Source organism: Bacillus sp. 5mfcol3.1 (assembly GCF_900114335.1).
Lineage (GTDB): Bacteria > Bacillota > Bacilli > Bacillales > Bacillaceae_G > Bacillus_A > Bacillus_A thuringiensis_S.
Genome location: NZ_FOST01000002.1, coordinates 756,115 through 782,894 on the forward strand (window position 1 = coordinate 756,115; position 26,780 = coordinate 782,894).

Below are 26,780 nucleotides of genomic sequence, written 5' to 3' on the forward strand. Positions count from 1 at the left end.
AGCTTTTTTTTGTATATCAATTATTTACAGTGCCATACTAAATGAAAAAAGGAGACGAGTTATGAGAGGTATGCGGATTATTCTATTATTAGTTTCTGTTTTATTATGTTTTTCTTTAAATAGCGCATCAGCTAAAAGGTATATGATGTCTATTCATACTACGTCTCCTTTACATATGCATCGGCAACATCTTAGTAAAATGAAAGTGAGCTTTTTAAAAGTGGGGCAAGGTGATGCAACACTTATCATAATGCCAAACGGACAAACAATGTTAATTGATGGAGGACCTTATGAAGCAGGAGAGGTTATTATTCAGAAATTAATTGAGAAAGGGATTAATCATTTAGATGTAATTGTCAGTACTCATCCTGATATGGATCATATAGGGGGGCTAATTCCAATTGTAGAGCAAATGCCGGTATCGCTTATATTAGATAGCGGAAAAACATATAGTTCTCTTACTTATCATACATATCGGAATAATATTAAAAAAAGAGGGATACCTTTCGTTTCAGTAAAGGAAGGGCAATATATACCGCTGGATCCACATGTTTCTATACAAGTATTAAACAATGGGAAATCAAAAGATGAAAATAATGAATCCTCAATTGTTTTAAAGGTGCGATATGGAAAAGCGGATTTTTTATTAATGGGTGACGCGGATGTACGGACAGAACATGAAATATTAAAACAATTTGATGTACATGCAGATGTTTTAAAAGTGGGGCATCACGGCTCGTATACTTCAACAAGTGAAACGTTTATAAAAAAAGTGGAACCGCAGTTTGCTATTCTGTCTTACGGGAGTAGTAATCCGTATGGACATCCTCATCAAAGTGTAGTAAAACGCTTAAAAAGGCACTGTATAATGGTATATAGAACGAATAAACGTACAGTAGAAATAGAAACAGATGGTGAACATGTTATGTTAGAGTCTAGCGGGTTAATGCCATTGTTGAAGTGATTTCTATATTAGGGGTGGATACTGTCCCTTTTTGGAAAAATGAATAATATATATTATAATTATAAGGGACGTAAGAAATTTCCTTTTTTGTTGAATAAAAAGGAAATTTCATTAGAATGTATAGACAACTACTCGTGCATATATTAAGATGGAACTAGGCGAATAAGGTAATAATAACAAGTAGGTATTTCATGGGAAAGGATCGATGAAAATGAAAACGCAAATTGTCATCAATGCCAAAATTTACACAGGTCAAGAAATAGTGGAAAACGGATTTATCCGTTACGCAGAAACCATTAAAGAAATTGGTTTGATGGCTCAATATGTACCACAAGAAAATGAAACTGTTTTTGATGCTACAGGGAAGATTGTAATTCCAGGTATGATCGATGTTCATATTCATGGTGGATACGATATTGATGCGATGGATGCAAATAGCGATGGGTTAGTAACTCTAGGTAAAGAAATGTTAAAAGAAGGGGTTACAACTTACTTCCCGACAACAATGACACAAGCTCCAGAGGCAATTGAAGCAGCGCTAACTGCTGCGAAAGAAGCAAAAGAAAAAGGAGCGCATTTCGAATATATTCACTTAGAAGGACCTTATGTTTCAAAGAAACGTGCAGGTGCACAACCACTTGAACATATCGTTCCTGCAAATATTGAGCAATTTAAACAATGGCAAGAAGCAAGTGGGAATTTAATTAAATTAGTAACATATGCACCAGAAGAAGAGGGAGCATTAGAGTTTGAACAATATCTTGCTGAAACTGGTGTAGTGGGCACAATGGGGCATACAGATGCAATTGATGCGCAACTAAAAAATAGAAAGATTACACATGCGACACATTTATACAATCAAATGCGTGGATTACATCACCGTGAACCAGGAGTTGTTGGTCATGTGTTATTAAATCCAGATGTAATGGTTGAAGTAATTACAGATGGTATTCATATTCACCCTGATATGGTGAAATTAGCATATAAGTTAAAAGGACCGAAAAAAGTAAGTGTTATTACTGACGCAATGCGCGCAAAAGGTCTTGAAGATGGATTATATGAGCTTGGCGGACAGCCAGTACATGTAAAAGATGGTAGTGCTCGATTAGAAGATGGAACGTTAGCTGGTAGTATTCTAAAAATGGATCAAGCTTTCCGAAATGTAATTGAATTTACGGGTTGTTCAATCGAAGATGCAGTACTGATGACATCAGTTAACCAAGCAGAAGAGTTTGGATTAAATAATAAAGGTGCATTAGCAGTAGGAAAAGATGCAGACTTTGTTGTGATGAATGAAGATTTACATGTATATGATACGGTTCGTTTAGGAATTCATATGAAGGAAGGGAAGTAATTAAATGAATATTCTTGTTGTAAAAACTCCAGAAGAACTAGCCGAAGCAGGTTATAAATTAATTGAAGAAGTTGTAAAAACAAAAGAAAATCCAACATTAGGAATGGCTACAGGAAGCTCTCCATTAGGTATTTATGCAGAAATGCGAAAAAATAAACTTGATACAAGCCGTGTAACCACTGTAAACTTAGATGAGTACGTAAATTTACCACATGAAGATAAAAACAGCTATCACTATTTTATGCAAGAACAGTTGTTTGATCATCTTCCATTTAAACAAACTTATGTACCAAACGGGATGGCAAGTGATTTAGAGGAAGAGTGCAAACGTTACGAGGGCATTCTAACTGCTAACCCAGTTGACCTACAGATTCTTGGAATCGGTGAAAACGGTCACATCGGATTTAATGAGCCAGGAACACCGTTTAATTCTCCAACGAACATTGTTGAATTAACAGAATCTACACGCCAAGCAAACCTTCGCTTCTTCGAAAAAGAAGAAGATGTGCCAACTCATGCGATTACAATGGGAATTGGAAGCATTATGAAAGCGAAACAAGTTCTACTTGTTGCTATGGGTTCTAAAAAGGCAGAAGCTGTTAAAGAATTATTGCAAGGTGAATATAGTGAAGAGTGTCCGGCTACAGTTTTACAACGTCATCCGAATGTAACCGTAATCGCAGATCAAGAAGCTCTATCTTTATGCAGTGAGGCGATTGCTGATGAACATCGACAAGTATTCACCATTTCCGATCTATTATCAGATTCAAGAGTGGGTGAAACAGCTAATTGAGGACGGCGAATGGAAGCCGGGAGATAAAATCCCATCTGAGAATGAACTTTGTGATAAGTTCGAAGTGAGTCGTATGACAATCAGACAGGCGATTAATAATTTAGTGGAACAAGGCTATTTATATCGGAAGCGTGGAATTGGAACATTTGTCCAACTTCCGAAAGTGGAACAAAAATTGCAAGGAATGACGGGCTTCACAGAAGATATGATTTCTCGTGGAATGAACCCAAGTAGTCAATTACTTAGTTTCCGCCTAGTTCCAGCTACTGCTAAAATAGCAGACCGGTTGAGAATACAGGAGGGGGAATCGGTTTATGAAGTGAGGCGTATTCGCTTAGCTGATGATGAACCGATTGCTTTTGAGACGACATATTTGTCGCCAGCTCTTGTAAAAGATATTAACGAAGAGATATTGCAACAATCTTTATATGAACATTTAGAGAAAAAACTGGGCTTTAAACTTGTTAGCGCTACTCAGTCAATTGAAGCTTCTGTTGCGACGGAAAATGAAGCTGAACATCTGCATATTCCTAAAAAGGCGCCTGTACTTGTAATGCGTCAATGGTCATATTCAGAAGGTGAGATACCGCTAGAGTACGTGAAATGTATTTATCGTGGAGATCGTTATAAATTTATTACGAATATCGCACGTAACAAATAGTATATTTCAGTTTGTGAAGTACAGTCGAAATGAAAATGGATAACATGTAAAGAAATAAAAATACGACTCATCCTTATAAGGAATGAGTCGTATTTTTATTATGAGCAATTACGTGGTTAACAGCATCTTTGACGTGATTTACTACATAGTGAGCGTGTTTTTTTACTGCATCATCTGCTTGCGACATAGCAAAACTGTGAGGAGTTAAAGAAAACATAGGAATATCATTGTAAGAATCCCCTATACAAGCAATTTCCTCAGGTTTTATTTGAAACTCATTTAATAAAATAGAAATGGCAGAGCCTTTACTAACATTCGGTGGCATTACATCTAAACATTGTTCTGCTGAGATGAAAGTGCTAACTTTCCCGTGGAATTTTTCATCAATTTTTTTTTGAAGGAGTTGTAAGCTCTCCTTTGTTCCACCGACGGAAATTTTATTTGGGAAAATTGTATCATCAATCTTCTGTAGTAAGTTTGGTTCTTCAACAGAAGTCATTGTTACTTGTTGTTCAAGTTCTTGAATAAAAGGTGTTTTCTCTTCAATGTAATAATTATGCTCATCACTTACATAACGGAAATAAGGATTTTCATTCGTCATAGCTAACAAATCGGGAAGTATGCTGGAATCAAAAGTTGCAGATAATAGTTGTTTATTTTCATGTGTATATACAAAAACACCATTTACACTAATACGATGAAAATTTGTATTTACAGCTTTCATTAAGTCTGCAATTTCATTATCAAGTCTTCCGGAAGCGAAGCAAAGAATAACATTTTGCTCGGCGAGGCTGCGTAGTGCCGCAACATCTTGTTCATCAATAAGACCTCCGTGTTGCATCATTGTACCATCGATATCACTTACAAACATTTTAATCATGCTGTTATCTCCTTTCTATGTACAGGTGCTCTTACATTATACGCATCATATATAAACATGTCTAAAAAATGAATTTTTATTAAATGGCAGATGTTTTACATTGACGACAAAGAAGAATATTCTGTAACATAAAAGTAGGCTATTTAAGTACGAGGGTGGTGTTATATGAATAATTATCTAGAAATTAAAAAAGTTTTAAATAATAATGTCATCATTGCTAGCCATCCTGAACACGAGGAAGTAGTAGTGATTGGTAAAGGAATTGGATTTGGGAAAAAAGCGAAAGATGTATTGGAGCAAGAACAAATCGAAAAAATGTTTGTCTTAAAAAATGAACGTGATCGTGAACAATATAAATTATTAGTGCCGCATGTTAGTGAAAAATTAATTGGATTGATGAACGATATTATGCTGTACATTCAAGAAAAAGCGAAATCTCCACTAAATGAACATATTCATATTGCGTTAACAGATCATATTTCATTTGCAATTAAAAGGTTAAAACAAGGACTTACAATTGATAATCCTTTTTTAGTTGAAACAAAAATGCTCTATCCAGAGGAATATGAAATTGCGGAAGGTGTTGTAGAACTTTTAAATTCTCGTTTGCAAATTACATTGCCAGAAGGAGAAATTGGTTTTATTGCACTTCACATTTACAGTTCGCTTACAAATTCTGATTTATCTTCAGTTAATCAAAACTCCCGTCTCATTGCACAACTTGTATCTTTAATTGAGACAAACTTAGAAATTACATTAGATCAAGAGAGCATTCATTATTTACGCCTTATTCGTCATCTTCAATATGCTATTGAGAGGGTGAAAAAGGGAGAAAAAGTAGAAGAATCGCAAAGTTTTGCCGATTTATTAAAGGCGGAGTATCCAGTTTGCTATAACGTAGCTTGGAAGCTAGTTAAGGTCATGCAAAAAGAGTTGCAACTACCTGTATATGAAGCTGAAAGTATTTATTTAACGATGCACTTGCAACGCTTAGTCAAGGCAGAGCATGTGTAATAAGTCATATATTTTTGTCTAAAATGAAAACGTTAAAAAAAATGATTGAATCGCTTACAATAGTTATGTATAATAACTATTGCAAAGTTATACAAATTTCGACAAACACATTAAGGTGAGTAACGAAAACGTTTGCCTTAATTATAGTGAACTTATACGTAAACCTATTTTTGACACGTGTTACTGATTCGATCAGGCATGAGTGGAGAAAAGTAAGGAATGTAAGCTAGAGAAAGGGATATACTACCCTTTGTATAGCTATCGTTCTATCTTTTTTTCCTCATGTCTTTTTGGCGTTTGTCGGAAGGTATCAATATAGATAAGAGAGGAAGGGTTTCCATGTTTAAGAAGATCTTTGGTGTTCTTCAAAAAGTCGGAAAAGCGTTAATGCTTCCAGTAGCGATTTTACCGGCAGCAGGTATTTTACTTGGATTTGGTAATGCATTTCAAAATCCACAGTTAACAAATGTTATTCCTGCTTTAAAGGCAGATTGGTTCGTAATGGTTGCAAAAATTATGGAACAATCTGGTGATATTATTTTCGCTAACCTTGCATTATTATTCGCAGTTGGGGTAGCAATTGGTTTAGCTGGTGGAGATGGAGTAGCTGGTTTAGCAGCATTCGTCGGCTACTTAATTATGAACAAAACGATGAGTGTGTTCTTAGAAGTAGATAAGCTAGTGAAAGTAACAAGTTCTGGAGCAGACCCAGTAAAAATTGGATTTGCAGATCCAGCGTATGCAAACGTATTAGGTATTCCAACGCTACAAACAGGGGTATTTGGTGGTATTATCGTCGGTATAGTAGCGGCATATTGCTATAATAAATACTTCAACATTGAATTACCATCATACTTAGGTTTCTTTGCAGGTAAGCGTTTCGTACCGATCGCAACTGCAACATTCTCTTTAATAGTAGGTATTATCATGTGCTTCGTTTGGCCATACATTCAAGGTGGCTTAAACACGTTCTCACATCAAATGATTGATGCAAATAGAACAATCGCAGCATTTATATTCGGTTTAATTGAACGTTCATTAATTCCATTTGGACTACATCACATTTTCTATTCACCGTTCTGGTTCGAATTCGGTCAGTATACAAATGCAGCTGGCGAATTAATCCGTGGTGACCAAAAAATCTTTATGGCACAGTTAAAAGACGGTGTAGAATTAACAGCAGGTACATTTACAACTGGTAAGTATCCGTTCATGATGTTCGGTCTTCCAGCAGCAGCTTTAGCAATGTACCATGAAGCACGTCCAGAAAATAAAAAATTAGCAGCAGGTATTTTAGGTTCTGCAGCATTAACATCTTTCTTAACAGGTATTACAGAGCCACTTGAATTTTCATTCTTATTCGTAGCGCCAGTATTATTCGGAATTCACGCTGTATTTGCTGGTCTATCATTTATGACAATGCAAATTTTAGGTGTTAAAATTGGTATGACATTCTCTGGTGGTTTAATTGACTTCCTATTATTCGGTGTATTACCAGGCCGTACAGCATGGTGGTGGGTAATTATTGTTGGTCTTGTACTAGCAGTTATTTACTACTTCGGATTCCGCTTTGCAATCCGTAAATGGAATCTAAAAACACCTGGTCGTGAAGAGGCAAATGCGAATGACGGTGCAGGAAAAACAGAGGCAGGCGAACTTCCTCGTGAAGTATTAGTAGCACTTGGTGGTAAAGAAAACATTGCTTCTTTAGATGCTTGTATTACTCGTTTACGTGTTCAAGTTAACGAACAAAAGAATGTAAACAAAGACCGCTTAAAAGAACTTGGAGCAGCTGGTGTACTTGAAGTTGGAAATAACATTCAAGCTATTTTCGGACCGAAATCTGACACGTTAAAATCACAAATTCATGATATAATGTCAGGTCGTACACCTCATGTTGAAAAAGAAGAACCTGTAAAAGTGGAAGAAACTCCTCAAAAAGTTGATGAAAATGAAACAATTGTATCACCAATCGAAGGGAAAATCTTACCAATTACAGAAGTGCCTGACCAAGTATTCTCAGGAAAAATGATGGGAGACGGATTTGCAATTGAGCCAACTGAAGGAACAGTAGTTTCTCCAGTTAACGGTGAAATTGTCAATGTATTCCCTACAAAACATGCGATTGGTATTCAATCTGAAGGCGGAAAAGAAATTTTAATCCACTTTGGTATTGATACTGTAAAATTAAATGGTGAAGGATTCGAGGCACTTGTAGCACAAGGTGATAAAGTGAAGCAAGGCCAACCATTATTAAAAGTAGATCTTGCATTTGTAAAAGAAAATGCACCATCTATCATTACACCAATTGTATTTACAAACTTACAACAAGGGCAACAAGTCGAATTGAAAAAAGATGGAAATGTTAAGAAGGGCGAAACCGCTATTATTGACATTCAGTAGGAATTTGACGCAAAATGTTTATAATTATAATAGGCGATGTGGTTGACCGAACATCGCCTATTATATACAATAGATGATGTAGTACTCACGTCTATACAACTAAAAAAAACTGTAATTTAAAGGAGATAAATAATCATGGAAAAAATCTTTAAAGTAACTAGCGACTCAGGAATTCATGCTCGTCCAGCAACTCTACTTGTAAACACTGCAAGCAAATTCGGTTCTGACATTAACTTAGAGTATAACGGAAAGAACGTTAACTTAAAATCAATCATGGGCGTTATGTCTTTAGGCATTCAACAAAACGCAGAAATTAAAATCACTGCAAATGGTGATGATGCAGCTCAAGCACTAGCAGCTATCGAAGAAACTATGAAAAACGAAGGATTAGGAGAATAATGACTCTTAACATTCAAGGGATCGCTGCATCAAGTGGGATTGCTATTGCAAAGGCTTTCAGACTTGAAAATCCTGAATTTAACATCGAAAAGAAATCAATTACAAACGAAGCTGCAGAAATTGCACGCTTAGACGCTGCGCTTGAGAAAGCAAAAACTGAATTAGAAGCTATTAAGGACCACGCATTTGCTGAGCTAGGTGCTGACAAAGCTGCGATCTTTGAAGCACATTTATTAGTGTTAAATGATCCAGAACTAGTAAACCCAGTAAAAGATAAAGTAAATAGCGAAAAAGTAAATGCTGAATTTGCAATGGATGAAGTTGCATCAATGTTTATTTCTATGTTTGAAAACATGGATAATGAATATATGAAAGAACGTGCTGCGGACATTCGTGACGTAACAAAACGCGTTCTTGCACATTTACTAGGAATTAACTTCTCAAATCCTGGTACAATTTCTGAAGAGGTAATCATTATTGCTGAAGATTTAACACCATCTGATACAGCTCAGTTAAACCGTAAGTATGCAAAAGGTTTCACTACTGATATCGGTGGACGTACATCTCACTCTGCAATTATGGCTCGTTCTATGGAAATTCCAGCTGTTGTTGGTACGAAAGTTGTTATGGAGAAAATCCAAAACGGCGATATCGTTATCATTGACGGTTTAGATGGAGAAGTAATTGTAAACCCATCAGAAGAAACTCTTCGTTCGTTTGAAGAAAAGAAAGCGAAATTTGAAGAGCAAAAAACTGAATGGGCAAAATTAAAAGACCAAGCTACTGTAACAAGTGATGGACATCACGTTGAGCTTGTTGCAAATATCGGAACACCAAATGATGTACAAGGTATTATCGATAATGGCGGAGAAGGCGTTGGCTTATACCGTACAGAATTCTTATACATGGGTCGTGACAATCTTCCAACAGAAGAAGAGCAGTTCGAAGCGTATAAAGCAGTTCTTGAAGGTGTAAAAGAAGGTCAACCAGTCGTTGTTCGTACACTTGACATCGGTGGAGATAAAGAGCTTCCATACTTACATTTACCAAAAGAAATGAACCCATTCTTAGGATACCGTGCAATTCGCTTATGTCTTGATGAGCAAGATGTGTTCCGTACACAACTTCGTGCATTACTTCGTGCTAGCGTATACGGTAACTTAAAAATTATGTTCCCAATGATTGCAACTCTTGATGAGTTCCGTCAAGCAAAAGCAATTTTATTAGAAGAGAAAGCGAAACTTGTAGAAGCGGGTACAACTGTTTCTGATTCTATTGAAGTTGGTATGATGGTTGAAATCCCAGCTTCAGCAGTATTAGCAGATCAATTCGCGAAAGAAGTTGACTTCTTCTCTATCGGAACAAATGATTTAATCCAATACACAATGGCTGCAGACCGTATGAACGAACAAGTATCATACTTATACCAACCATATAACCCATCTATTTTACGTCTTGTAAAAATGGTTATCGATGCTGCTCATAAAGAAGGCAAATGGGCTGGTATGTGTGGTGAGATGGCAGGCGATTCACTTGCTATCCCATTATTATTAGGATTAGGTTTAGATGAGTTCAGTATGAGTGCAACATCTATTCTTCCTGCAAGAACACAACTAAGCAAGTTGTCAAAAGCAGAAATGGAAACATTAGCAGAAAAAGCATTAATGATGTCAACTGCTGAAGAAGTTGTTGAACTAGTTAAAAGCATATAACCAATAAAAAAACCTGAGTCGATTTGAAATCGGTCTCAGGTTTTTTCTATGAGAAAAATAAATCTTATTTTCTTACTATAGAGGATAAGGAACGGAATTAGATAGCGATAGCAACGATATCAGTTGGGCATACACGTAAAATACCAGTAAAAGTATTTCGATTTTGATTGTTCTTATCGTCTTTATTGTTATCTTTGTCGTCTTTGTTATTACGAGCTAAAGCAGAGAAAAGAGCAACACCGTTAGCGAAACCTTCAAAAATTACATTGTTGAAAGTGCCATTACCTCTAATGCTTAAAAGAGAAAGTTCTGTTCCAACTGAAATGCTAGCAAGTACGTTACATACAGCTGGTTGTTGTGGTCTAACTACTTCTCTCTCTTTCTCTTTCTCATGATGTCTGCACTCTCTTTCATGATGATGACAGTCTCTAAAGTTATCACAGCATCCAAATGATCCAAACATAATCCTCATCACCCCCTTCACACTTATAATCTATGTAAGTTCGGTAGTGAGTGACTGGACAGAGAGTGGAATTTTTTCTAGGGGATTTTCTCATTTTAAATGACTAGCTGGGTGTTTAGTATGGAATGATGTTTAAAATAGGGGAAATATAACAAAAAAATGTAAAAACCACCGAAATAAATGAAATAGGTAGCCTTTACACTTTTTTACTTTTATATAAAACGATGATATATACAGGAAGAGCTAGGAGTAGTGGTACAATGGATCGTGCAGTATGTTTTTCTGATTCTAATTGGAATGCTTCTTCTTTTGGGAATTGTAAAATGGAGATGTTTGCGGCATCACCAATAAAATATAGAAGCAGTACAGTTACTATGTAACATAAAAGTGCGATAAAGCTTCCGTATGAACTCAATGAAAATCCCTCTCTTGTTATCTATTTGTTATCATTGTATCACAATTGTAACAAAAATACACGGGTATATTTCAACACCTAAACAAAATTCGACACAAAACGTCAAGTTTATTTATGATAAGGGAATAGAATATACTTTTCCCTTATCATAAATGTCGAATGATTTGTAGTAATATTACAAAAGTATGACAGGGAATAAAAAAACGAAGGCAATGTAGTTACCTTCGTTTTTTATTATTTTGCCCACTCACTCACTTGCTCTACGCTCATACGAGGTGCAGGGTGTCCTTTTAAAGTTGATTCACCAATTGTAATAAGCATAATTGGAACGTAACGAGATGAAACGTTAAATTCGTCTGTCAGTGCTTGTGGATTGAAGCCACCAATAGCACAAGTATCCCAACCAGTTGCTTTAGCTGCAAGCATAAGTTGCATTGCTGCTAAAGATGCATTTGAAAAGGCAGCATCTCTTGGGAATTGTTCACGAGCATATGCAGATTCAATATTTTTAGCTAAGCGTTCTTTTGCTTCTTCTTTCATAAATCCTTGTTCTACAATTGGACCATATACTGGCTCAACATTTTTATAAGCTTCTAAATCACCTAAAATAGCGACTACTGCAGAAGCATCAAGAATTTGTTGCTGGTTATAAGCTATTGGGTGTAATCGTTTTTGTACATCTTCACCTTGAAAAACAAGGAATTTCCAGTGTTGCAAGTTCCAAGCGGAAGGTGCTTGTGCTGCGGCTTTTAAAATCTCATGTAATTCTGTAGATGAGATTTCTTTATTTGGGTTGAATGCACGTGTAGATGTGCGTTCATATAGAACGTTAAAAAAGTTGTCGTTTGTCATTGTATATCCTCCAAATTGTATATCGAATTATTTTCAAAAAAATAATATACACTACTTACATTTTGTAAGTTATCGAATTTAAGAATATAATATCTTTATTTTAATTGTCAAGTTTTAAAAATAAGCTAGGGCATTCATACAAACGATACAATTCCTACAATCATACACTAAAAAAGGAATTTATAGAGTGAAAAGCGAAGATAACATTCTCAATTAGCTTGTTAATATGTATCTCTCACAAATTAAAGTTTATTGGAGAACAGTCTTTTAAAAAAGTTTGTGAGGAATTCAGTAGAACAAGATATATGAAGTGAGTGAAGACTAGTGATGAACATACTACATTTTTTATTAGAGAATACGGTTTTCCAAAATGTGTTACAAGATCTGCAGTTAAATGTCCTTTATATAGAAAATGGATGTAAGCATCAACAAACGGTAGAAAATATCCATCCAAAATGTATGTTTATAGCAAATAGTTTTGAAGAGGGCGAACTATTATTTCAAAGAACGAAACCACACATTATCATTACGTATGTAACAGATTATTCTCAAATAAAATATATAAAGAATATGTATACTCCGCACAGTACATTCATTGTCATTTGGGATCAACAAATAACAAAAGAATTCACAGATGTACTTGCATTAGGAATACGTAATATTGTAATAGCTCCTGTAACTCCGCAAGCAGTGTTAGAGGAAGTGAATAAGAGTTTGTATCAACTTTCTTTAGTAAGGCAAGTCGGTTTGCAGCAGGAATTGCTTCAAACGATGTTTGATTTTCAAAATGATCTATTATTTATAGTAGAAGATGATGAGATTGTTGATTGTAATACAAATTTTTTAGCTTTTTTTGGATATGAAAATCTGTTTGCCTATCGTGAGCAACATTTAGTATTTGCTGAACATTTTATTAGAGAAAGTGGATACTATTCGACGACGCATGATATCACATGGTTAGACGATACTTTATCAAGTGGTAGAAGAATTAAGATGCTAAATTATGAAGGGGTAGTATCCACTTTTTTATTACGTGCGACACCATTGCCAGAAGATTTATCAAGATTTATTGTAAAGTGCACGGAAATTACAGAATTAGATGAAATCTATCAAGAGCAAGAAAGACTTGCTATGGTAGATTCATTGACAGAGATTTATAATCGTTTAAAGTTTCAACAAATACTAGAGGTAGAGTGGGAAAAGGTAATACGTAGTGATGAGAAAATAGCTATCATTTTATTTGATATAGATAATTTTAAAACGGTTAATGACACATATGGTCATGATTTTGGTGATTTGGCTTTAATACAACTTGCAGAGCTTATGAAATCTAAAGTGGAGCAACAACATGTATTTGCAAGATGGGGAGGAGAAGAATTCATTATATTAGTGACAAATACAGTAGAAAAGGAAGCATTTCAAGTTGCGGAGTCATTACGATTCTTCATTGAAACAAAGCAATTCACTGGAATTTCGAAGCTAACAGCTAGCTTTGGAGTTGCGTTATATGAACAAGGAACTACAAGAGAAGAATTAATGCAACGAGCGGACATTGCATTATATGAAGCGAAAAAAAATGGGAAGAATCAAGTATGTGTGTATAGAAAAGAAAAAATGTAATTTTTCGCAACAAATTGTTGCGATTTTTTTTTATTGTTTGATAATAGAATAGGGGGACAATTTTTAGTGAAGGAATTATGGAGGATCAATATGATAAAAAAAGTAATGGTGATGGCTTCACTGTCTGCTATAGTTGGCGGCGGAGTATACTATTTTCTTGTTAGCCCCAATATAAAGGAAAACACTGTATTAACAACTAAAGTGAATCCTACTATTGAATCAGAAGTACAAGGGAATATAGAAGAAAAAGAAGAGCAACAAATTGATTATGCTAGCATATCTCAAAAATTAGATCAATATTTAGTCGGAAAGCAATTTAATGGAACAGTTTTGGTAACAGATAAAGAGCGTGTTATATTGAATAAAGGATATGGGTATGCTGATGTTCAAAATAAAATAGAAAATACGCCTCAAACAAAATATCGTATTGGTTCTATTACGAAAACAGTTGTTGCCACATCTATTTTACAGTTGCAAGAACAAGGTAAATTGAATATTCAAGATAATGTAAATAAATATATTCCTTCATTTCCGGAGAATAAAAATATTACACTATATCATTTGTTAACCCATACCTCTGGTTTACCTGAACATGCGAAAGGAAATGTGAATGCTGCTTCCCGTTTACAGTTAGTTAATTGGATTGGACGTCAAAATTTAGAATTTCCTGCAGGAACAGGTTGGAGATATACAGATTATAATTATATGGTTCTTGCTTATATAATAGAACATATCTCGAAAAAACCTTTAGGAGATTACATAAAAGAAAACATATTTGTAAAAGCAGATATGCATGAATCCGGTATGGGAAATATGGTACCTGGAGATAAAAATTTTACAAAGGGTTATGTGAAAAAAAATCAAGAGCTTGTACCAGCGCAGAAGTTAGGCATGGATTGGCTATATGGTTGTGGTGAGATGTATACGACAGTTGGAGATATGAAGAAGTTAGACGAAGCAATTATAAATGGAAAACTTCTTTCTGAACAAAGTATACAAGCAATGTTTTCGCCTTCAGCAGAACGGAAATATGCATTTAGTTTTTATATATATCCAGATTATTTTCATAATCATGGTGTATTATCTGGTTGGAACACTTTCAATAATTTTAATAAAGAAAAAGGAATTTTTGTTATGTTATTTTCAAATGTAAAAAATAGTATGGATGATGACTTTAATAAAGAGTTCCGAAAGATGGTAAATGATTTATTAGAACAAAGGGGATGAGAAAATGGAACATAAAACTTTATCAATAGGTTTCATTGGTATTGGCGTAATGGGAAAAAGTATGGTTTATCACTTAATGCAAGATGGTCATAAAGTATATGTATATAATAGAACGAAAGCAAAAACAGATTCTTTAGTGCAAGATGGTGCACAATGGTGTGATACGCCAAAAGAGTTAGTGAAGCAAGTTGATATTGTAATGACAATGGTTGGATATCCACATGATGTAGAAGAAGTGTATTTTGGTATAGAAGGAATTATAGAACATGCAAAAGAAGGTACGATAGCAATTGACTTTACGACATCTACACCTACTTTAGCAAAACGTATTAATGAAGTTGCAAAAAGCAAAAATATATATACGTTAGATGCACCTGTCTCAGGAGGAGATGTTGGTGCGAAAGAAGCAAAACTCGCAATTATGGTAGGTGGAGAGAAAGAAATATATGATAGATGCTTACCTTTACTTGAAAAGTTAGGAACAAACATTCAATTACAAGGACCAGCTGGGAGTGGACAACATACAAAAATGTGCAATCAAATTGCGATTGCTTCCAATATGATTGGAGTATGTGAGGCTGTTGCTTACGCGAAGAAGGCTGGATTGAATCCAGATAAAGTGTTAGAGAGTATTTCAACAGGGGCAGCAGGTAGTTGGTCATTAAGTAATTTAGCTCCTCGAATGTTAAAAGGAGACTTTGAGCCAGGATTTTATGTAAAGCATTTTATGAAAGATATGAAGATTGCTTTAGAGGAAGCAGAAAAATTACAATTACCAGTCCCAGGCTTAAGTTTGGCGAAAGAATTGTATGAAGAGTTAATTAAGGATGGCGAAGAAAATAGTGGAACACAAGTATTATATAAAAAATATATAAGGGGGTAAACGAGGTGGACCTTCAAAAGTTTGATGAGATGATTGATACTGTACAGCGAGCTACTTGTATGCAAATTAATGAAAAACAAAAAGAAGCTTTTAAACAAAAATATGATTTTGAACCAGACTTTGAATATGGAAGAGATGAGAAGGGGCATTATGTAATTCGAACCTCTAAAAAGATGTTAGAAGAAATGGAGTTTTATTTGGCATTGAAATATGATCGTGATGGAGTGGATCTTTATATGCAAGCTGAGATTGACGGTATATTTCATGTATCTGTTAGCTATGGTGAAGATGCCCTACATCTACAAGAATTGTTTCAATTTCTAGAAGAAAATAAATAAAAGTCCTCATTTGAGGACTTTTATTTATTTAGTCATTATAAGTTAGAAGCTCGGCGACATCGTTCAACTGGGAATGGGATAATTTGTGCGATGTGATTAGGACCAAATTGTTTTGTACGAGCATGGCGTATTATATAAAAAGCACACAGAATTGAAACAGGAATAGCGCCGAATAAACCAAATAATAAAGCGCTTACACAAGATGCGACAAATCCTAAAACACCAATTTCTAACTCTTCCATAATAGCTCCTAAAATAACAGGAAATGCCCCACATGTAACTCCAAGTATAAGTGCGATAAGTAAGCTCATGATTATCCCCCTCTGTTTGCGATATTATTTTCCTTCTTAGTTAATTGTAGTATATCACATACAAAACAGAATTTTCAGAAAAATTTAAATAAATGTTCAATAAATGTTCAAAAAATACACTTGAAAAATCAAGGCGTTAAATTTGTGATGAAATGGTACTTTTGAGTAAATAAAAAATCAGGCTTATTTCAAAAGTGAAATAAGCCTGTTCCATAGGAGGATGTATATATGTAGAGTGAATAAAAGTTTGGAAAAGGGGATCCAAGTCCTTTTATTCAACTAACTACCTTAATAGATTGGAACCCAGCCTTCAGTTGTCACAAAAATACGAATAGCTACAACTTGACGATCATCTTGCAAGGTAAAATAATGTCTTGCATTTTCTGGAACAGATATTAGATCGCCTGGCTCAAGTTCAACATCAAAGAATTTCCCATCTTTGCCTTCAATAGCGAAAATGCCATGACCACTGACGATAAAGCGGACTTCGTCGTCTGTATGATGATGTTCTTTTTGGAAATTAATTAATAATTCGTCAAGGTTAGGTGTGCTATTTGAAAGTGAAATTACATCATGTGCTTTATAACCTCGACGTGCTGAAACATCAGCGATTTCTTTTGAAAAAACAGCTAATATTTCAGCTTTGTTTTCATCTGTTAAAGAATAATTTTCATTTAAATGAGTAGGAAGTTTAGAAATATTCCATTTCTCATATAAAACGCATTCCTCTTGTAGAAATTTAGATACTTCCACTTCATTTTCAATACGAGTATTTACTTCATGAATACGAATTTGCGCCATTAGAAACGCCTCCTTGAATTGATAATAGTTTTATATGAAATTGGAATAAAAACTCATAAGCTTCTAATCTCTTCTTTGCATCAAAGCTATCTCGGCCCCATACGGTAATACCGTGGTTACGGATTAATACCGCTCCCGAATCACCTTGTATATGCTTTCGGAAGTTTTCTCCAAGCGTTGGGATATGGGCATGGTTTTCGATAATAGGAATGTGAATTGTTGCCCCTTCTTCCCAAATATCGAGAGCTTTAATAATTTCTTGATTTTGAAGGGTAACTGCATCACTATATAAATTTGTGATGACATTATTATCAGTTGTATGAACATGAAGTACGCACCCGGCATTCGTATTGTTATAAATATGTGTATGCAATATTGTTTCTGCTGAAGGGCGTAATTCAGTCTCTAAAACGGGAACTCCTACATGATCTACTAATAGAAAATCATCTGGAGTGGTTTTTGTTTTATCTTTACCGCTTGCTGTAATGAGAAAAGTAAGTGGCTCATGACTAACTTTTATAGAAATATTACCACTTGTTGCTGGGAACCAATTTCGAGTTGTTAATTCTTTTTTTATCTCGCTTAAGTCATACCATTGACGAAAAAGTTGTTTCATGATTTCACCTCCAACAAATGTTTTAATTCATTTTGAATATCATGGAATGTTTCAAACGGTGTATAAGCAATATAATTCTCTTCACACTTTGTAATAAGGAAGTCACGAGCAAATACTTTATCTGCTTGTTTCGCAGCTTGTAAATCAGTAATTGAATCTCCAATCACAATATGGAAGTCATTCGTATCACTCAATTTACGGATGAGTGATGATTTACATAATCCGCAATGATTTTGACAATGATGATCACAAGGATGAGGCCAATTCACCGTAATGTATTCATTTGAAAAATCTGTTTCATTACAGTAAATTTGCTCTTTTGGAATGAGTCCTTGTAAGAGTGGATAGACGAAGAAATCCATTCCACCTGATATAACGTAAAAAGAAATGTTATTTTCATTTACAAATTGTATAAATTCATGAAAACCATTACGAATTTCAGCAGTTTCTATTAAAAATTGAATAATTTCATCGTGCAGATGAGTAGGTATTAATCGAAATAATTGAGAAACACCTTCTTGAATAGATAGCTCTTGTGATAAAATTCTATTCTTTACTTCTTCAGCTTCTGGTGGTGCGAATTTTTCCATAATGGACATAATGTTATCATTATTTGTAATCGTGCCATCGAAATCACAAAATACTTGAATACTCATAATTTCACCTCATGAGAGGGATTTCCCCATATTTGTAGTGCACTATGCAAATTTATGTCATCTACTTCATGGAGTGGTTTATTTTGCAAAGTAGCATCAATTGCAGTACGGAAAGCTTTACCACCGCCTTGCGCTCCATTTGGATGTCCATGTATCCCGCCGCCAGCATTAATAACAACATCTTTACCGAAATCTCGTACAATAAAGGGAACGAAACCAGGGTGAATACCAGCAGATGGAACAGAAAAGCTCTTCTTGAAAAATGCATCGTCTTCAGTTAAATATTTTGAGATAGCAAGAGCTTCCTCTTTTTCTAGCGCAACACTTCCGTATGGAGATGGGAATAATGAAAAGTCAGCCCCAGCATAGCGTAGTAGCTTTCCGAGTAATAATGGAGATGAAATTCCATATAACTTAGATGCTGAATAAGCACCACTTACAGCAGGGTGTGCCATAATAGGAACTGGGATTTCATCATCTTCTGCAAGTGATTGCAGTACATCTAGTCCGTAAGCAAATACGTTAAATAATAGAATATCAGCTCCAGCTTGCACTGCACGTTTCGCATTTTCTTTTAAATCAAAAGTTCGTCCTGTTAAATTTACGGCATATAACGTTTTATGTCCGTATGTTTCATATACGGATTGTAAAACTTCTTTTCCAGATACAATGCGTTTCGTAAGTGGTGTTAATGCATTTTCAAATAATATTTCATCATCTTTTACTATATCTACACCACCACTTGCTTGATCACGTAATTGCGTTTTTAAATACCCAATATTTCGTCCAATCATTCCTTTAAAAATACTCATTAAAAGGGGACGATCATGCACTTGTAAAAGGTTTCGAATCCCATCTATCCCGAATTTTGGACCAGGAAAATGTTCTTTCAATTCTTCTGAAAAAGTTAAGTCAATTAATTTTACTTCGCCATCAAGGGATAGCTTTCCAAATGTAGTCGTTAAAATTGCTGGTAAATCTGGACTGAAGTTTAATAACGGATATTCGATTTTAATAATTCCGCGTTTTACTTTTTTACGTAAATACGAATTCGTATGTTCATGTTCAGCTAATTCCTCAATATGAATGACGTTGCCTTTATGTTGCTTTAATTGTTCTTGCAGTAATTGTGGCAAATGAGTCCAAGAGCCAATTGTTAAACCAAGTGCAATTTGCTCAGCCTTTTTTTCTAAGTTATGTGAATCATCATGGATTAAATACGTCGCTATAATTCCGCTCATTGTTATAACCTCCTAGTTAAATAAAAAAACCTCTCAGCTAAGGAGAGGTTTTTTTACAACCAGCTCCTTATCTGTCAGCATAATGCTGCGAGAATTAGCACCGTGTCTACGATTGTAGATCGGTTGCCGGGTTTCGTCGGGCTCGTCCCTCCACCTGCTCTTGATAAGAAGTATTTAGAAATGTTTAAATTTTTAAGATAACTGAATTTTGTCAGATATTTTTCATGTTGTCAATTACTTTTTGAAAAAATTTAATTTATCAATTCGATTAATGGCTTCTCGTAATCTATCTTCTGTATGCAAGAGACCAACACGGACATACCCTTCGCCATGTTCACCAAATCCAACACCAGGAGCAACTGCAACGTGTGCTTTTTCTAGTAAAATATCAGAAAATTGCTCGGATGTATAACCTTCTGGTACAGGAAGCCATGCAAAGAATGATCCGGTTGGAATGTCTACATTCCAACCAATTGAGTGACAAGCTGAAATAAGAGCGTTTCTCCGAGATTCGTAACTATTTACAAGATTTACTACACAAGACTGTGAACTTAATAGTGCTTCGCGAGCAGCATCTTGAATTGCACCAAAAATACTAACATACATATGATCTTGCAATAGGTTAATGGTTTCGATGACACTTTCATTTCCAACTGCAAAAGCAATACGCCAGCCAGCCATATTGAAAGTTTTTGATAACGTGTAAATTTCAATTCCTATATCTTTCGAACCATCTGCTTGCAAGAAACTAACAGGTTTTTGACCATCAAATCCGATAGCACCGTAAGCGAAATCGTGAACAACTAATATATTATGTTTATTAGCAAAATGAATGGTTGTATCAAAAAAATCTTTTGATGCAGTAGCACCTGTAGGGTTATTTGGATAGTTTAAAAACATTAACTTTGCCCGTTCAGCGATAGAGTCGTCAATTTTTTTATAATCCGGTAAAAAATGATTTTCTGCAATAAGCGGCATGGTTTCAAAGTGTGCCTTTGCTAAGGCAACCCCAGATAAATAATCTGGATAGCCTGGATCCGGAACGAGAATTGTATCACCAGGATTTGTAAAACAAATTGGTAATTCTACTAGTCCAGCCTTCCCACCAAACAAAATAGCAACTTCAGTTTTTGGGTTTAATTCGACGCCGTATTCACGTTTATAGAATGTAGTCACGGCTTCCTTTAAGCTTTCATGTCCGCGAAATGGCGGATATTTATGATGAATGGTCTTTTCGGCAGCATCTTGTAAAGCTTTTACGATATGCTGCGGTGTTGGTTGATCTGGATTACCTTGACCTAGATTAATAACATCGTGACCAGCTGCAACGACTTTGTTAACTTTTGCAACAAGTGAAGCGAAAAATTGTGTTGGCAATGATGTTACTATCTCAGAAGGTTGAAATAATTTCATACTTTCCACCTCTTTTGAAAGTTGTTACAATTCTAGTGACAAATGATATAATCTTTCCAGTATTTTGTAAAGAAAAAAATAAGAATGGGGCTGAAAAAATGAAAGTCGCATGTATTCAAATGGATATTGTTTTTGGAGATGTAGAAAAAAATATTGAGAATGCTAAAAATAAAATAAGCGAAGCTATGAAGGAAAGGCCAGATGTTATCGTCTTACCAGAACTATGGACAACAGGATATGATTTAACGAGACTTTCTGAAATTGCAGATAGGGATGGAGTGGAAACGAAAGAAAAGTTAATAGAATGGGCGAAGCAATATGATGTACATATTGTTGGTGGTTCTATAGCAAAGCAAACAGAGCAAGGCGTTACAAATACGATGTATGTTGTAAATAATGAAGGACAGCTAGTCAACGAATATAGTAAAGTACATTTATTTCAGCTTATGGATGAACATAAATATTTAATAGCCGGTAATGGTACGGGCGAATTTAAGCTGGATGATGTTGAATGCGCTGGAACAATTTGTTATGATATTCGTTTTCCAGAGTGGATGCGTGTCCATACTGCTAAAGGGGCAAAAGTATTATTTGTTGTAGCTGAATGGCCATTAGTTCGTTTAGCACATTGGCGTTTGCTATTGCAAGCAAGAGCAGTTGAAAATCAGTGTTATGTTGTTGCATGTAATAGAGCAGGAAAGGATCCAAATAATGTATTTGCGGGTCATTCTTTAATTGTGGACCCTTGGGGTGAAGTTGTAGTAGAGGCGAATGAAGAGGAATCAATTTTATTTGGAGAGCTTGAATTCGAGAAAATTAAAGAAGTACGTAAAGGAATTCCAGTTTTTGCGGATCGCCGTCCAGAATTATACAAATAAAATGTTGACAAGTGATTTTTATTCTTGGTATAGTCTTCAACATAAAGTTAAAAATTCAAAAAATTATACAACTCTTATCAAGAGCAGGTGGAGGGATTTGGCCCGATGAAGCCCAGCAACCGACCGTAATACCATTGTGAAATGGGGCGTTTATTACGCCAAAAGGCACGGTGCTAATTCCAGCAGAAAGTAAAACTTTCTGGCAGATAAGAGGGGAGAAGATAAACTTCAAACCTCTTTCTTAGTGGAAAGAGGTTTTTCTATGTTAGAAAAACCTCTGAATTTAAAAAGGGGGAGAAGACGATGGGATATTATTCATTAACAGAAATAACAGCTGTACAATATGCGAAAGATCATGGCTACTTTGAAGCGAAGGCAAATGTCGTTTGTCATGAAATTGGAGACGGAAACTTAAATTACGTGTTCAAATTAGATGATGGAGAGAAATCGATTATAATAAAACAAGCACTGCCTTATGCGAAAGTAGTTGGTGAAAGCTGGCCATTGTCTATAAAAAGAGCAACGATTGAAAGCAAGGCATTACAAATTTTTGCGCAGTATGTACCGGATTATGTTCCAGTAGTGTACAGTCATGATGAAGAGTTAGCGATAACGGTAATAGAAGACTTATCAAGACTAACAATTACAAGAAAAGGATTAATAGACGGAGAAGAATATCCGCTTTTATCCCAGCATATCGGCCGTTTTCTAGCACATGTTTTATTTTACACTTCAGATTTTGGTTTACAGTCAGAAGAGAAGAGGGTACTAGAAGGTACCTTTGTAAATCCGGACCTTTGTAAAATTACAGAGGATTTAGTGTTTACAGATCCGTTTGGACATTATGATACAAATGATTATGAGCCAGATTTACAGCTCGTGGTTGATGAACTTTGGAGTGATAAAACTTTAAAACTAAAAGTAGCACAATATAAATATAAGTTCTTAACAAGAAAAGAAACTCTTATTCATGGTGATTTACATACTGGTAGTATTTTTTCGTCACCTTCTGAAACGAAAGTGATTGATCCAGAATTTGCGACATATGGCCCATTTGGATTTGACATAGGTCAATTTATTGCAAATCTATTATTAAATGCTTTATCTAGAGAAGAAGAGAAAAGAAGTGTACTATTTTTCCATATAGAAAAGACGTGGAGTTATTTTGTAGAAACTTTTACAAAGTTATGGATTGGAGAAGGTGTAGAAGCATATACGAAAGAAAAACAATGGTTACCAATTATTTTGCAAAATATCTTTACTGATGCAGTTGGATTTGCCGGATGTGAACTGATTCGTAGAACAATTGGTTTAGCTCATGTAGCAGATTTAGATGAAATAGAAAATAAAGAAACAAGAATTCAAGCTAAGAAACAAGCGCTATCCTTAGGTAAAGAACTAATAAAATATGAATCTAAAAGTGCTGATATTCAACTGTTTCGAACATTATTTCAACAGACAGTTTCAGGGGGCGTAAAAGCGTGAGTACAATTGTTACTGTTCCGAGATCTGTAAGCTGGAAAGGTGATGCAATTGCGGTATTAAATCAAACGAAATTGCCGCATAGCACAGAATACAAAACATTGACGACTATTGAAGAGGTTTGGAAAAGCATCGTAATGTTAGAAGTACGAGGAGCGCCTGCAATTGGAATTGTAGCTGCATTTGGCTTAGCGCTTGCATCAAAAAAATATAACATTGTACATATTGAAGAATTTCAAAAGAAGTTTAATAGAGATTGTAATTATTTAGGAACGTCACGCCCGACAGCAGTAAATTTATTTTGGGCAATTGATCGTATGAGAGAATCTATTCGAGAGATTACTACAATAAAAGAAGCACAAAAAACATTAGAAGAAGAAGCGCTTCGCATTCAGCAGGAAGATGAAGAGGTGTGCCGAAATATTGGGGAATATGCGTTAACATGTTTTAAAGATGGCGATAATATTTTAACAATCTGTAACGCTGGAAGTATCGCAACTGCCAGATATGGAACTGCATTAGCTCCCTTTTATATTGGAAAAGAGAAAGGTGTGCGTTTACATGCATATGCGTGTGAAACGAGACCAGTTTTACAAGGTGGTCGCTTAACGACCTGGGAATTGAAGCAAGCAAATATTGATGTGACCCTTATTACAGATAATACTGCAGCTCATGCTATTCAAACGAAAGAAATAAATGCAATTATTGTAGGGGCGGATCGAATTGTCGCAAATGGAGATACGGCAAATAAAATAGGGACAATGAATTTAGCTATTTTAGCAAAGCACTTTGATATCCCATTTTATGTTGCTGCGCCACTGTCAACATTTGATGTTACGAAAGAAACTGGAGCCGAAATAATTATTGAAGAAAGAGATGAAACAGAAGTTACGAAAATCTTTGGAAAACAAGTAGCACCAATTGGAACGAATGTTTATAACCCTGCATTTGACGTAACACCGAACGAATTAATTACAGGAATTATTACTGAGAAAGGTATTATAAGCGGGGATTATAAACGAGAAATTGCATCATTATTTGAAAAACAGGCTAATACATAATAGCTTGTTTTTTTATGCCTAAATGCATTGTTTTCTCTTACTTATATAATGAAAGGAGGAGAAGAGGATGGAAGAGTGGATCAAGATGATAGGTAATGTAGGGTTTCCAATTGTTGTAACATTATATTTACTCCACCGTATTGAAAGTAAATTAGAGGGGGTAATTGTTGCAATTGAGAAGCTCCCGCGGCAATTACTAAAGTACGAAGATCCTCGCAATAAAAAATAAAGTTTGCTCTTCTTGAGCAAACTTTATTTTTTATTGAGCAGTATAGCCACCATCGATAACGACAGCTTGACCAGTAATACCTTTAGCTTTTTCACTCGCTAAAAACATAGCATAATCAGCGATTTCTTGTACTTGTAATAAGCGCTTTTGTGGGACGAGTGGATAAATAACATCTTCTAAAACATTTTCAAGTGGTACATTTCGTGTAGTAGCTAAGTCTTGTAGTTGATTACGTACAAGAGGGGTATCGACATAACCAGGGCAAAGGGCATTAACAGTAATACCATGCGTAGCACCTTCTAAAGCGGCAACTTTTGTTAATCCAATTACGCCATGTTTTGCACTATTGTAGGCAGCTTTTCCAGCAAACCCGACAAGGCCGTTAATAGAAGCGACATTAATAATACGACCATATTTTTGTTGTTTCATAATCGGAAAGGCATGCTTAATTGCGATAAACGGAGCAATTTGCATAATTTGAATTAGTAGCTCAAACTTTTCCGTTGGAAAGTCTTCAATGGGTGAAACGTGTTGCATTCCTGCGTTGTTAATTAATATATCTAATGAACCGAAATGACTAACTGTTTGAGAAATTGATGCTGTAATTTCCTCTTCAGATGTAACGTCACATTTTAAACCGATAGCTTGAAAACCTTCACTTTGTAATTGCTCAGCAGCTTCTTTCGCACGTTCTTCAAGACGATCAGTAATCACAACTTTTGCACCTTCTTTTGCAAAAGCACTTCCCATTTCATATCCAATACCACTCGCAGCACCTGTTAAAAAGACAACTCGATTTGTAACCATGATGAAAAACATCCCTTCATAATAAAGTTTTCATAGTGCTCTATTTAGAGAGGTTATAATGAAAATCCTGCAAACATTTGGAAAAAATATCGTTAGCTATCTTGTTTTGCAAAATAGTCTTTGCTATACTATTTTGTAAAGCAAGATACTTACGCTTATCTATCTTGTAAAACAAGATAGTAGGAGGATTTGAATTATGTCGACAAGTCAAATGCTGAAAGGGATCTTAGAAGGATGCTTACTTGCTATTATTTCTGAAGGCGAAATATACGGTTATGAAATGAGTGAGAAGCTAGCAAAGTATGGTTTTACAATGGCGAGTGAGGGAAGTATTTATCCGTTATTAATACGAATGCAAAAAGAAGGATTAATAACAAGCGTAATGAAGGAATCTCCATCTGGTCCAAAGAGAAAATATTACACATTAACAGAAAAAGGCGAGGAAGCACTTGATGAATTTATGGATCGCTGGGAAGCGATGCAAAGTAGTGTAGAACGTCTACTTGAAGGGAAGGGAAGGAGAAAATAATGTTATCAAGTGAAGCACGAAAGTTTTTGTTAGATATGAGATTATTTTTGACGGCAAAGAGTGTGAAAGAAAATGATATTGAAAACTTTTTAGAAGACGCAGAACTTCATTTAATAGAAGGTGAGAGTGAGGGGAAGAGTGTAGAAGATATTTTCGGAAGCTCACCGAAAGAATATGCAAATGAACTTGTAAAAGTGATGGAAAGAGATAGACAGGAAACGTGGAAGCAAATTGGTTTTACAGTAATGAATATCGTATCTTTTTGGATTATTGCTTCTATCTTAATAGTGAGTAATGGAATGTTACAGATTTCACTTATTCAGTGTATTGGTTACAGTTTTTCATTGATTTTAGTTGTTATGGGTCCTAATTTTCTACTTCGCAAAATGACCTTCGTCACAAGCTTTACAAAAACATGGTTTTCCATGTGGTCTTTAGTTATGATTGCTCCATTGTTTTTATTAGGAGCTGTTACGATATTAGATGTGATATATCCTACAAAAATGCTCACATTCACCGAAGTCCAAAGTTATATAGTAGCTGGTGGGATTTTTATCATCACAGTAGCGATAAATATATATTTTGAAGGATGGTTTAAAAACTTATATTTAATCATTCCACTTTCTATTATGTTACTGTTTAAAACATTTACATCTGAAGATCTCATGCCAATGTTATTTCAAATTATATGTTTATACGGAAGTTTGTTTATTTTAATTTTCTTTGAAATTATGATGAAGACGAATAGAAGAGAAATGGTTAAATAAGGGGGTGATAA

29 protein-coding genes and 2 riboswitches are annotated in these 26,780 nt (G+C 35.1%); of the genes, 18 read left to right on the forward strand and 11 right to left on the reverse strand.

The window, feature by feature from the left end; translation table 11 throughout:
* The first annotated feature begins 61 nt into the window (after window positions 1-61).
* From BM089_RS13405 to BM089_RS13420, 4 genes are all read left to right on the forward strand, one after another.
* On the forward strand, window positions 62-964 hold the full coding sequence (locus BM089_RS13405) for a ComEC/Rec2 family competence protein (RefSeq protein ID WP_090977133.1): 903 nt from the start codon (window positions 62-64) through the stop codon (window positions 962-964).
* A 211-nt stretch (window positions 965-1,175) separates the two neighbouring features.
* A complete protein-coding gene (nagA, locus tag BM089_RS13410) occupies window positions 1,176-2,318 on the forward strand; it encodes an N-acetylglucosamine-6-phosphate deacetylase (RefSeq protein ID WP_001987227.1) in 1,143 nt (380 codons plus the stop codon).
* Between the two features lie 4 nt (window positions 2,319-2,322).
* A complete protein-coding gene (gene nagB / locus BM089_RS13415) occupies window positions 2,323-3,111 on the forward strand; it encodes a glucosamine-6-phosphate deaminase (protein ID WP_001024208.1) in 789 nt (262 codons plus the stop codon).
* Window positions 3,041-3,772, forward strand: coding sequence for a GntR family transcriptional regulator (locus tag BM089_RS13420; protein WP_014894892.1), 732 nt, complete (start codon window positions 3,041-3,043; stop codon window positions 3,770-3,772). The genes nagB and BM089_RS13420 overlap by 71 nt, the downstream gene beginning before the upstream one ends.
* Before the next feature lie 73 nt (window positions 3,773-3,845).
* Here the strand turns inward: BM089_RS13420 and BM089_RS13425 are convergent, their stop codons facing one another.
* Window positions 3,846-4,652 carry an HAD family hydrolase gene (locus tag BM089_RS13425; protein ID WP_090977135.1) on the reverse strand — a complete coding sequence of 269 codons (807 nt, stop codon included), beginning with the start codon at window positions 4,650-4,652 and terminating at the stop codon, window positions 3,846-3,848.
* Between the two features lie 165 nt (window positions 4,653-4,817).
* Between BM089_RS13425 and glcT the strand changes: the two genes are divergently transcribed.
* The 4 genes from glcT (at window position 4,818) to ptsP (ending at window position 10,180) form a co-directional block, all read left to right on the forward strand.
* Window positions 4,818-5,666, forward strand: a complete 849-nt coding sequence (gene glcT, locus BM089_RS13430) for a glucose PTS transporter transcription antiterminator GlcT (RefSeq protein WP_090977137.1) — start codon at window positions 4,818-4,820, stop codon at window positions 5,664-5,666.
* A gap of 339 nt (window positions 5,667-6,005) precedes the next feature.
* Window positions 6,006-8,069 (forward strand): PTS glucose transporter subunit IIABC, encoded by a 2,064-nt coding sequence (ptsG, locus tag BM089_RS13435; protein ID WP_061659903.1) that lies wholly within the window; start codon window positions 6,006-6,008, stop codon window positions 8,067-8,069.
* A gap of 135 nt (window positions 8,070-8,204) precedes the next feature.
* Window positions 8,205-8,468, forward strand: a complete 264-nt coding sequence (ptsH, locus tag BM089_RS13440; protein WP_000411080.1) for a phosphocarrier protein HPr — start codon at window positions 8,205-8,207, stop codon at window positions 8,466-8,468.
* Window positions 8,468-10,180, forward strand: coding sequence for a phosphoenolpyruvate--protein phosphotransferase (gene ptsP, locus BM089_RS13445; RefSeq protein WP_000174216.1), 1,713 nt, complete (start codon window positions 8,468-8,470; stop codon window positions 10,178-10,180). The genes ptsH and ptsP overlap by 1 nt, the downstream gene beginning before the upstream one ends.
* 97 nt (window positions 10,181-10,277) lie before the next feature.
* Here the strand turns inward: ptsP and BM089_RS13450 are convergent, their stop codons facing one another.
* From BM089_RS13450 to BM089_RS13460, 3 genes are all read right to left on the reverse strand, one after another.
* On the reverse strand, window positions 10,278-10,643 hold the full coding sequence (locus BM089_RS13450) for a DUF3915 domain-containing protein (RefSeq protein ID WP_000468017.1): 366 nt from the start codon (window positions 10,641-10,643) through the stop codon (window positions 10,278-10,280).
* Window positions 10,644-10,839: 196 nt separating this feature from the next.
* The gene (locus tag BM089_RS13455) at window positions 10,840-11,058 is read right to left on the reverse strand and encodes a hypothetical protein (protein ID WP_000100485.1); all 219 of its coding nucleotides are present in this window, start codon (window positions 11,056-11,058) and stop codon (window positions 10,840-10,842) included.
* A 234-nt stretch (window positions 11,059-11,292) separates the two neighbouring features.
* On the reverse strand, window positions 11,293-11,910 hold the full coding sequence (locus BM089_RS13460; RefSeq protein ID WP_000180387.1) for a nitroreductase family protein: 618 nt from the start codon (window positions 11,908-11,910) through the stop codon (window positions 11,293-11,295).
* A gap of 327 nt (window positions 11,911-12,237) precedes the next feature.
* Here BM089_RS13460 and BM089_RS13465 point away from each other — a divergent pair, with 327 nt between their 5' ends.
* The 4 genes from BM089_RS13465 (at window position 12,238) to BM089_RS13480 (ending at window position 15,978) form a co-directional block, all read left to right on the forward strand.
* Complete coding sequence (locus tag BM089_RS13465) at window positions 12,238-13,530, forward strand: GGDEF domain-containing protein (RefSeq protein ID WP_001023187.1); 1,293 nt, start codon at window positions 12,238-12,240, stop codon at window positions 13,528-13,530.
* A 90-nt stretch (window positions 13,531-13,620) separates the two neighbouring features.
* Window positions 13,621-14,757 carry a serine hydrolase gene (locus BM089_RS13470; RefSeq protein ID WP_000592904.1) on the forward strand — a complete coding sequence of 379 codons (1,137 nt, stop codon included), beginning with the start codon at window positions 13,621-13,623 and terminating at the stop codon, window positions 14,755-14,757.
* A gap of 4 nt (window positions 14,758-14,761) precedes the next feature.
* The gene (locus tag BM089_RS13475; protein ID WP_000400437.1) at window positions 14,762-15,640 is read left to right on the forward strand and encodes an NAD(P)-dependent oxidoreductase; all 879 of its coding nucleotides are present in this window, start codon (window positions 14,762-14,764) and stop codon (window positions 15,638-15,640) included.
* 5 nt (window positions 15,641-15,645) lie between these two features.
* Window positions 15,646-15,978: a DUF3909 family protein gene (locus tag BM089_RS13480; protein WP_000365617.1), complete on the forward strand. Its 333-nt coding sequence runs from the start codon at window positions 15,646-15,648 to the stop codon at window positions 15,976-15,978.
* Between the two features lie 35 nt (window positions 15,979-16,013).
* On the opposite strand, the gene BM089_RS13485 is transcribed toward BM089_RS13480, so the two are convergent.
* From BM089_RS13485 to BM089_RS13510, 6 genes are all read right to left on the reverse strand, one after another.
* Window positions 16,014-16,289, reverse strand: a complete 276-nt coding sequence (locus BM089_RS13485) for a hypothetical protein (RefSeq protein ID WP_000054659.1) — start codon at window positions 16,287-16,289, stop codon at window positions 16,014-16,016.
* A 288-nt stretch (window positions 16,290-16,577) separates the two neighbouring features.
* The gene (locus tag BM089_RS13490; protein WP_090977139.1) at window positions 16,578-17,090 is read right to left on the reverse strand and encodes a 1,2-dihydroxy-3-keto-5-methylthiopentene dioxygenase; all 513 of its coding nucleotides are present in this window, start codon (window positions 17,088-17,090) and stop codon (window positions 16,578-16,580) included.
* On the reverse strand, window positions 17,068-17,706 hold the full coding sequence (locus BM089_RS13495; protein ID WP_000811341.1) for a methylthioribulose 1-phosphate dehydratase: 639 nt from the start codon (window positions 17,704-17,706) through the stop codon (window positions 17,068-17,070). The genes BM089_RS13490 and BM089_RS13495 overlap by 23 nt, the downstream gene beginning before the upstream one ends.
* Entirely contained in the window at window positions 17,703-18,362 is a 660-nt protein-coding gene (mtnX, locus tag BM089_RS13500; RefSeq protein ID WP_000027487.1) for a 2-hydroxy-3-keto-5-methylthiopentenyl-1-phosphate phosphatase, read from the reverse strand. Before mtnX ends, BM089_RS13495 begins: the two co-directional genes overlap by 4 nt.
* Window positions 18,359-19,603, reverse strand: coding sequence for a 2,3-diketo-5-methylthiopentyl-1-phosphate enolase (gene mtnW, locus BM089_RS13505; RefSeq protein ID WP_000014203.1), 1,245 nt, complete (start codon window positions 19,601-19,603; stop codon window positions 18,359-18,361). The genes mtnX and mtnW overlap by 4 nt, the downstream gene beginning before the upstream one ends.
* Window positions 19,604-19,667: 64 nt before the next feature.
* Window positions 19,668-19,773: riboswitch (SAM riboswitch) on the reverse strand.
* Between the two features lie 64 nt (window positions 19,774-19,837).
* Window positions 19,838-21,016: a pyridoxal phosphate-dependent aminotransferase gene (locus BM089_RS13510; protein ID WP_000765536.1), complete on the reverse strand. Its 1,179-nt coding sequence runs from the start codon at window positions 21,014-21,016 to the stop codon at window positions 19,838-19,840.
* A gap of 14 nt (window positions 21,017-21,030) precedes the next feature.
* On the opposite strand from BM089_RS13510, the gene BM089_RS13515 reads away from it, so the two are divergent.
* The 4 genes from BM089_RS13515 (at window position 21,031) to BM089_RS13530 (ending at window position 24,666) form a co-directional block, all read left to right on the forward strand.
* Window positions 21,031-21,894: a carbon-nitrogen family hydrolase gene (locus BM089_RS13515; protein ID WP_016512349.1), complete on the forward strand. Its 864-nt coding sequence runs from the start codon at window positions 21,031-21,033 to the stop codon at window positions 21,892-21,894.
* Window positions 21,895-21,965: 71 nt separating this feature from the next.
* Window positions 21,966-22,107, forward strand: a riboswitch (SAM riboswitch).
* A 90-nt stretch (window positions 22,108-22,197) separates the two neighbouring features.
* Window positions 22,198-23,379, forward strand: a complete 1,182-nt coding sequence (gene mtnK, locus BM089_RS13520) for an S-methyl-5-thioribose kinase (RefSeq protein ID WP_000542674.1) — start codon at window positions 22,198-22,200, stop codon at window positions 23,377-23,379.
* Entirely contained in the window at window positions 23,376-24,437 is a 1,062-nt protein-coding gene (gene mtnA, locus BM089_RS13525) for an S-methyl-5-thioribose-1-phosphate isomerase (protein WP_071713530.1), read from the forward strand. Before mtnK ends, mtnA begins: the two co-directional genes overlap by 4 nt.
* Window positions 24,438-24,504: 67 nt before the next feature.
* Window positions 24,505-24,666 carry a YvrJ family protein gene (locus BM089_RS13530; protein ID WP_000393338.1) on the forward strand — a complete coding sequence of 54 codons (162 nt, stop codon included), beginning with the start codon at window positions 24,505-24,507 and terminating at the stop codon, window positions 24,664-24,666.
* 30 nt (window positions 24,667-24,696) lie between these two features.
* On the opposite strand, the gene BM089_RS13535 is transcribed toward BM089_RS13530, so the two are convergent.
* Window positions 24,697-25,473: a 3-hydroxybutyrate dehydrogenase gene (locus BM089_RS13535; protein ID WP_000258450.1), complete on the reverse strand. Its 777-nt coding sequence runs from the start codon at window positions 25,471-25,473 to the stop codon at window positions 24,697-24,699.
* 196 nt (window positions 25,474-25,669) lie between these two features.
* On the opposite strand from BM089_RS13535, the gene BM089_RS13540 reads away from it, so the two are divergent.
* Both BM089_RS13540 and BM089_RS13545 read left to right on the forward strand, forming a co-directional pair.
* Window positions 25,670-26,002: a PadR family transcriptional regulator gene (locus BM089_RS13540; RefSeq protein WP_000107977.1), complete on the forward strand. Its 333-nt coding sequence runs from the start codon at window positions 25,670-25,672 to the stop codon at window positions 26,000-26,002.
* Window positions 26,002-26,769 (forward strand): DUF1129 domain-containing protein, encoded by a 768-nt coding sequence (locus BM089_RS13545; RefSeq protein ID WP_071713529.1) that lies wholly within the window; start codon window positions 26,002-26,004, stop codon window positions 26,767-26,769. Before BM089_RS13540 ends, BM089_RS13545 begins: the two co-directional genes overlap by 1 nt.
* The last annotated feature ends 11 nt before the right edge of the window (window positions 26,770-26,780 follow it).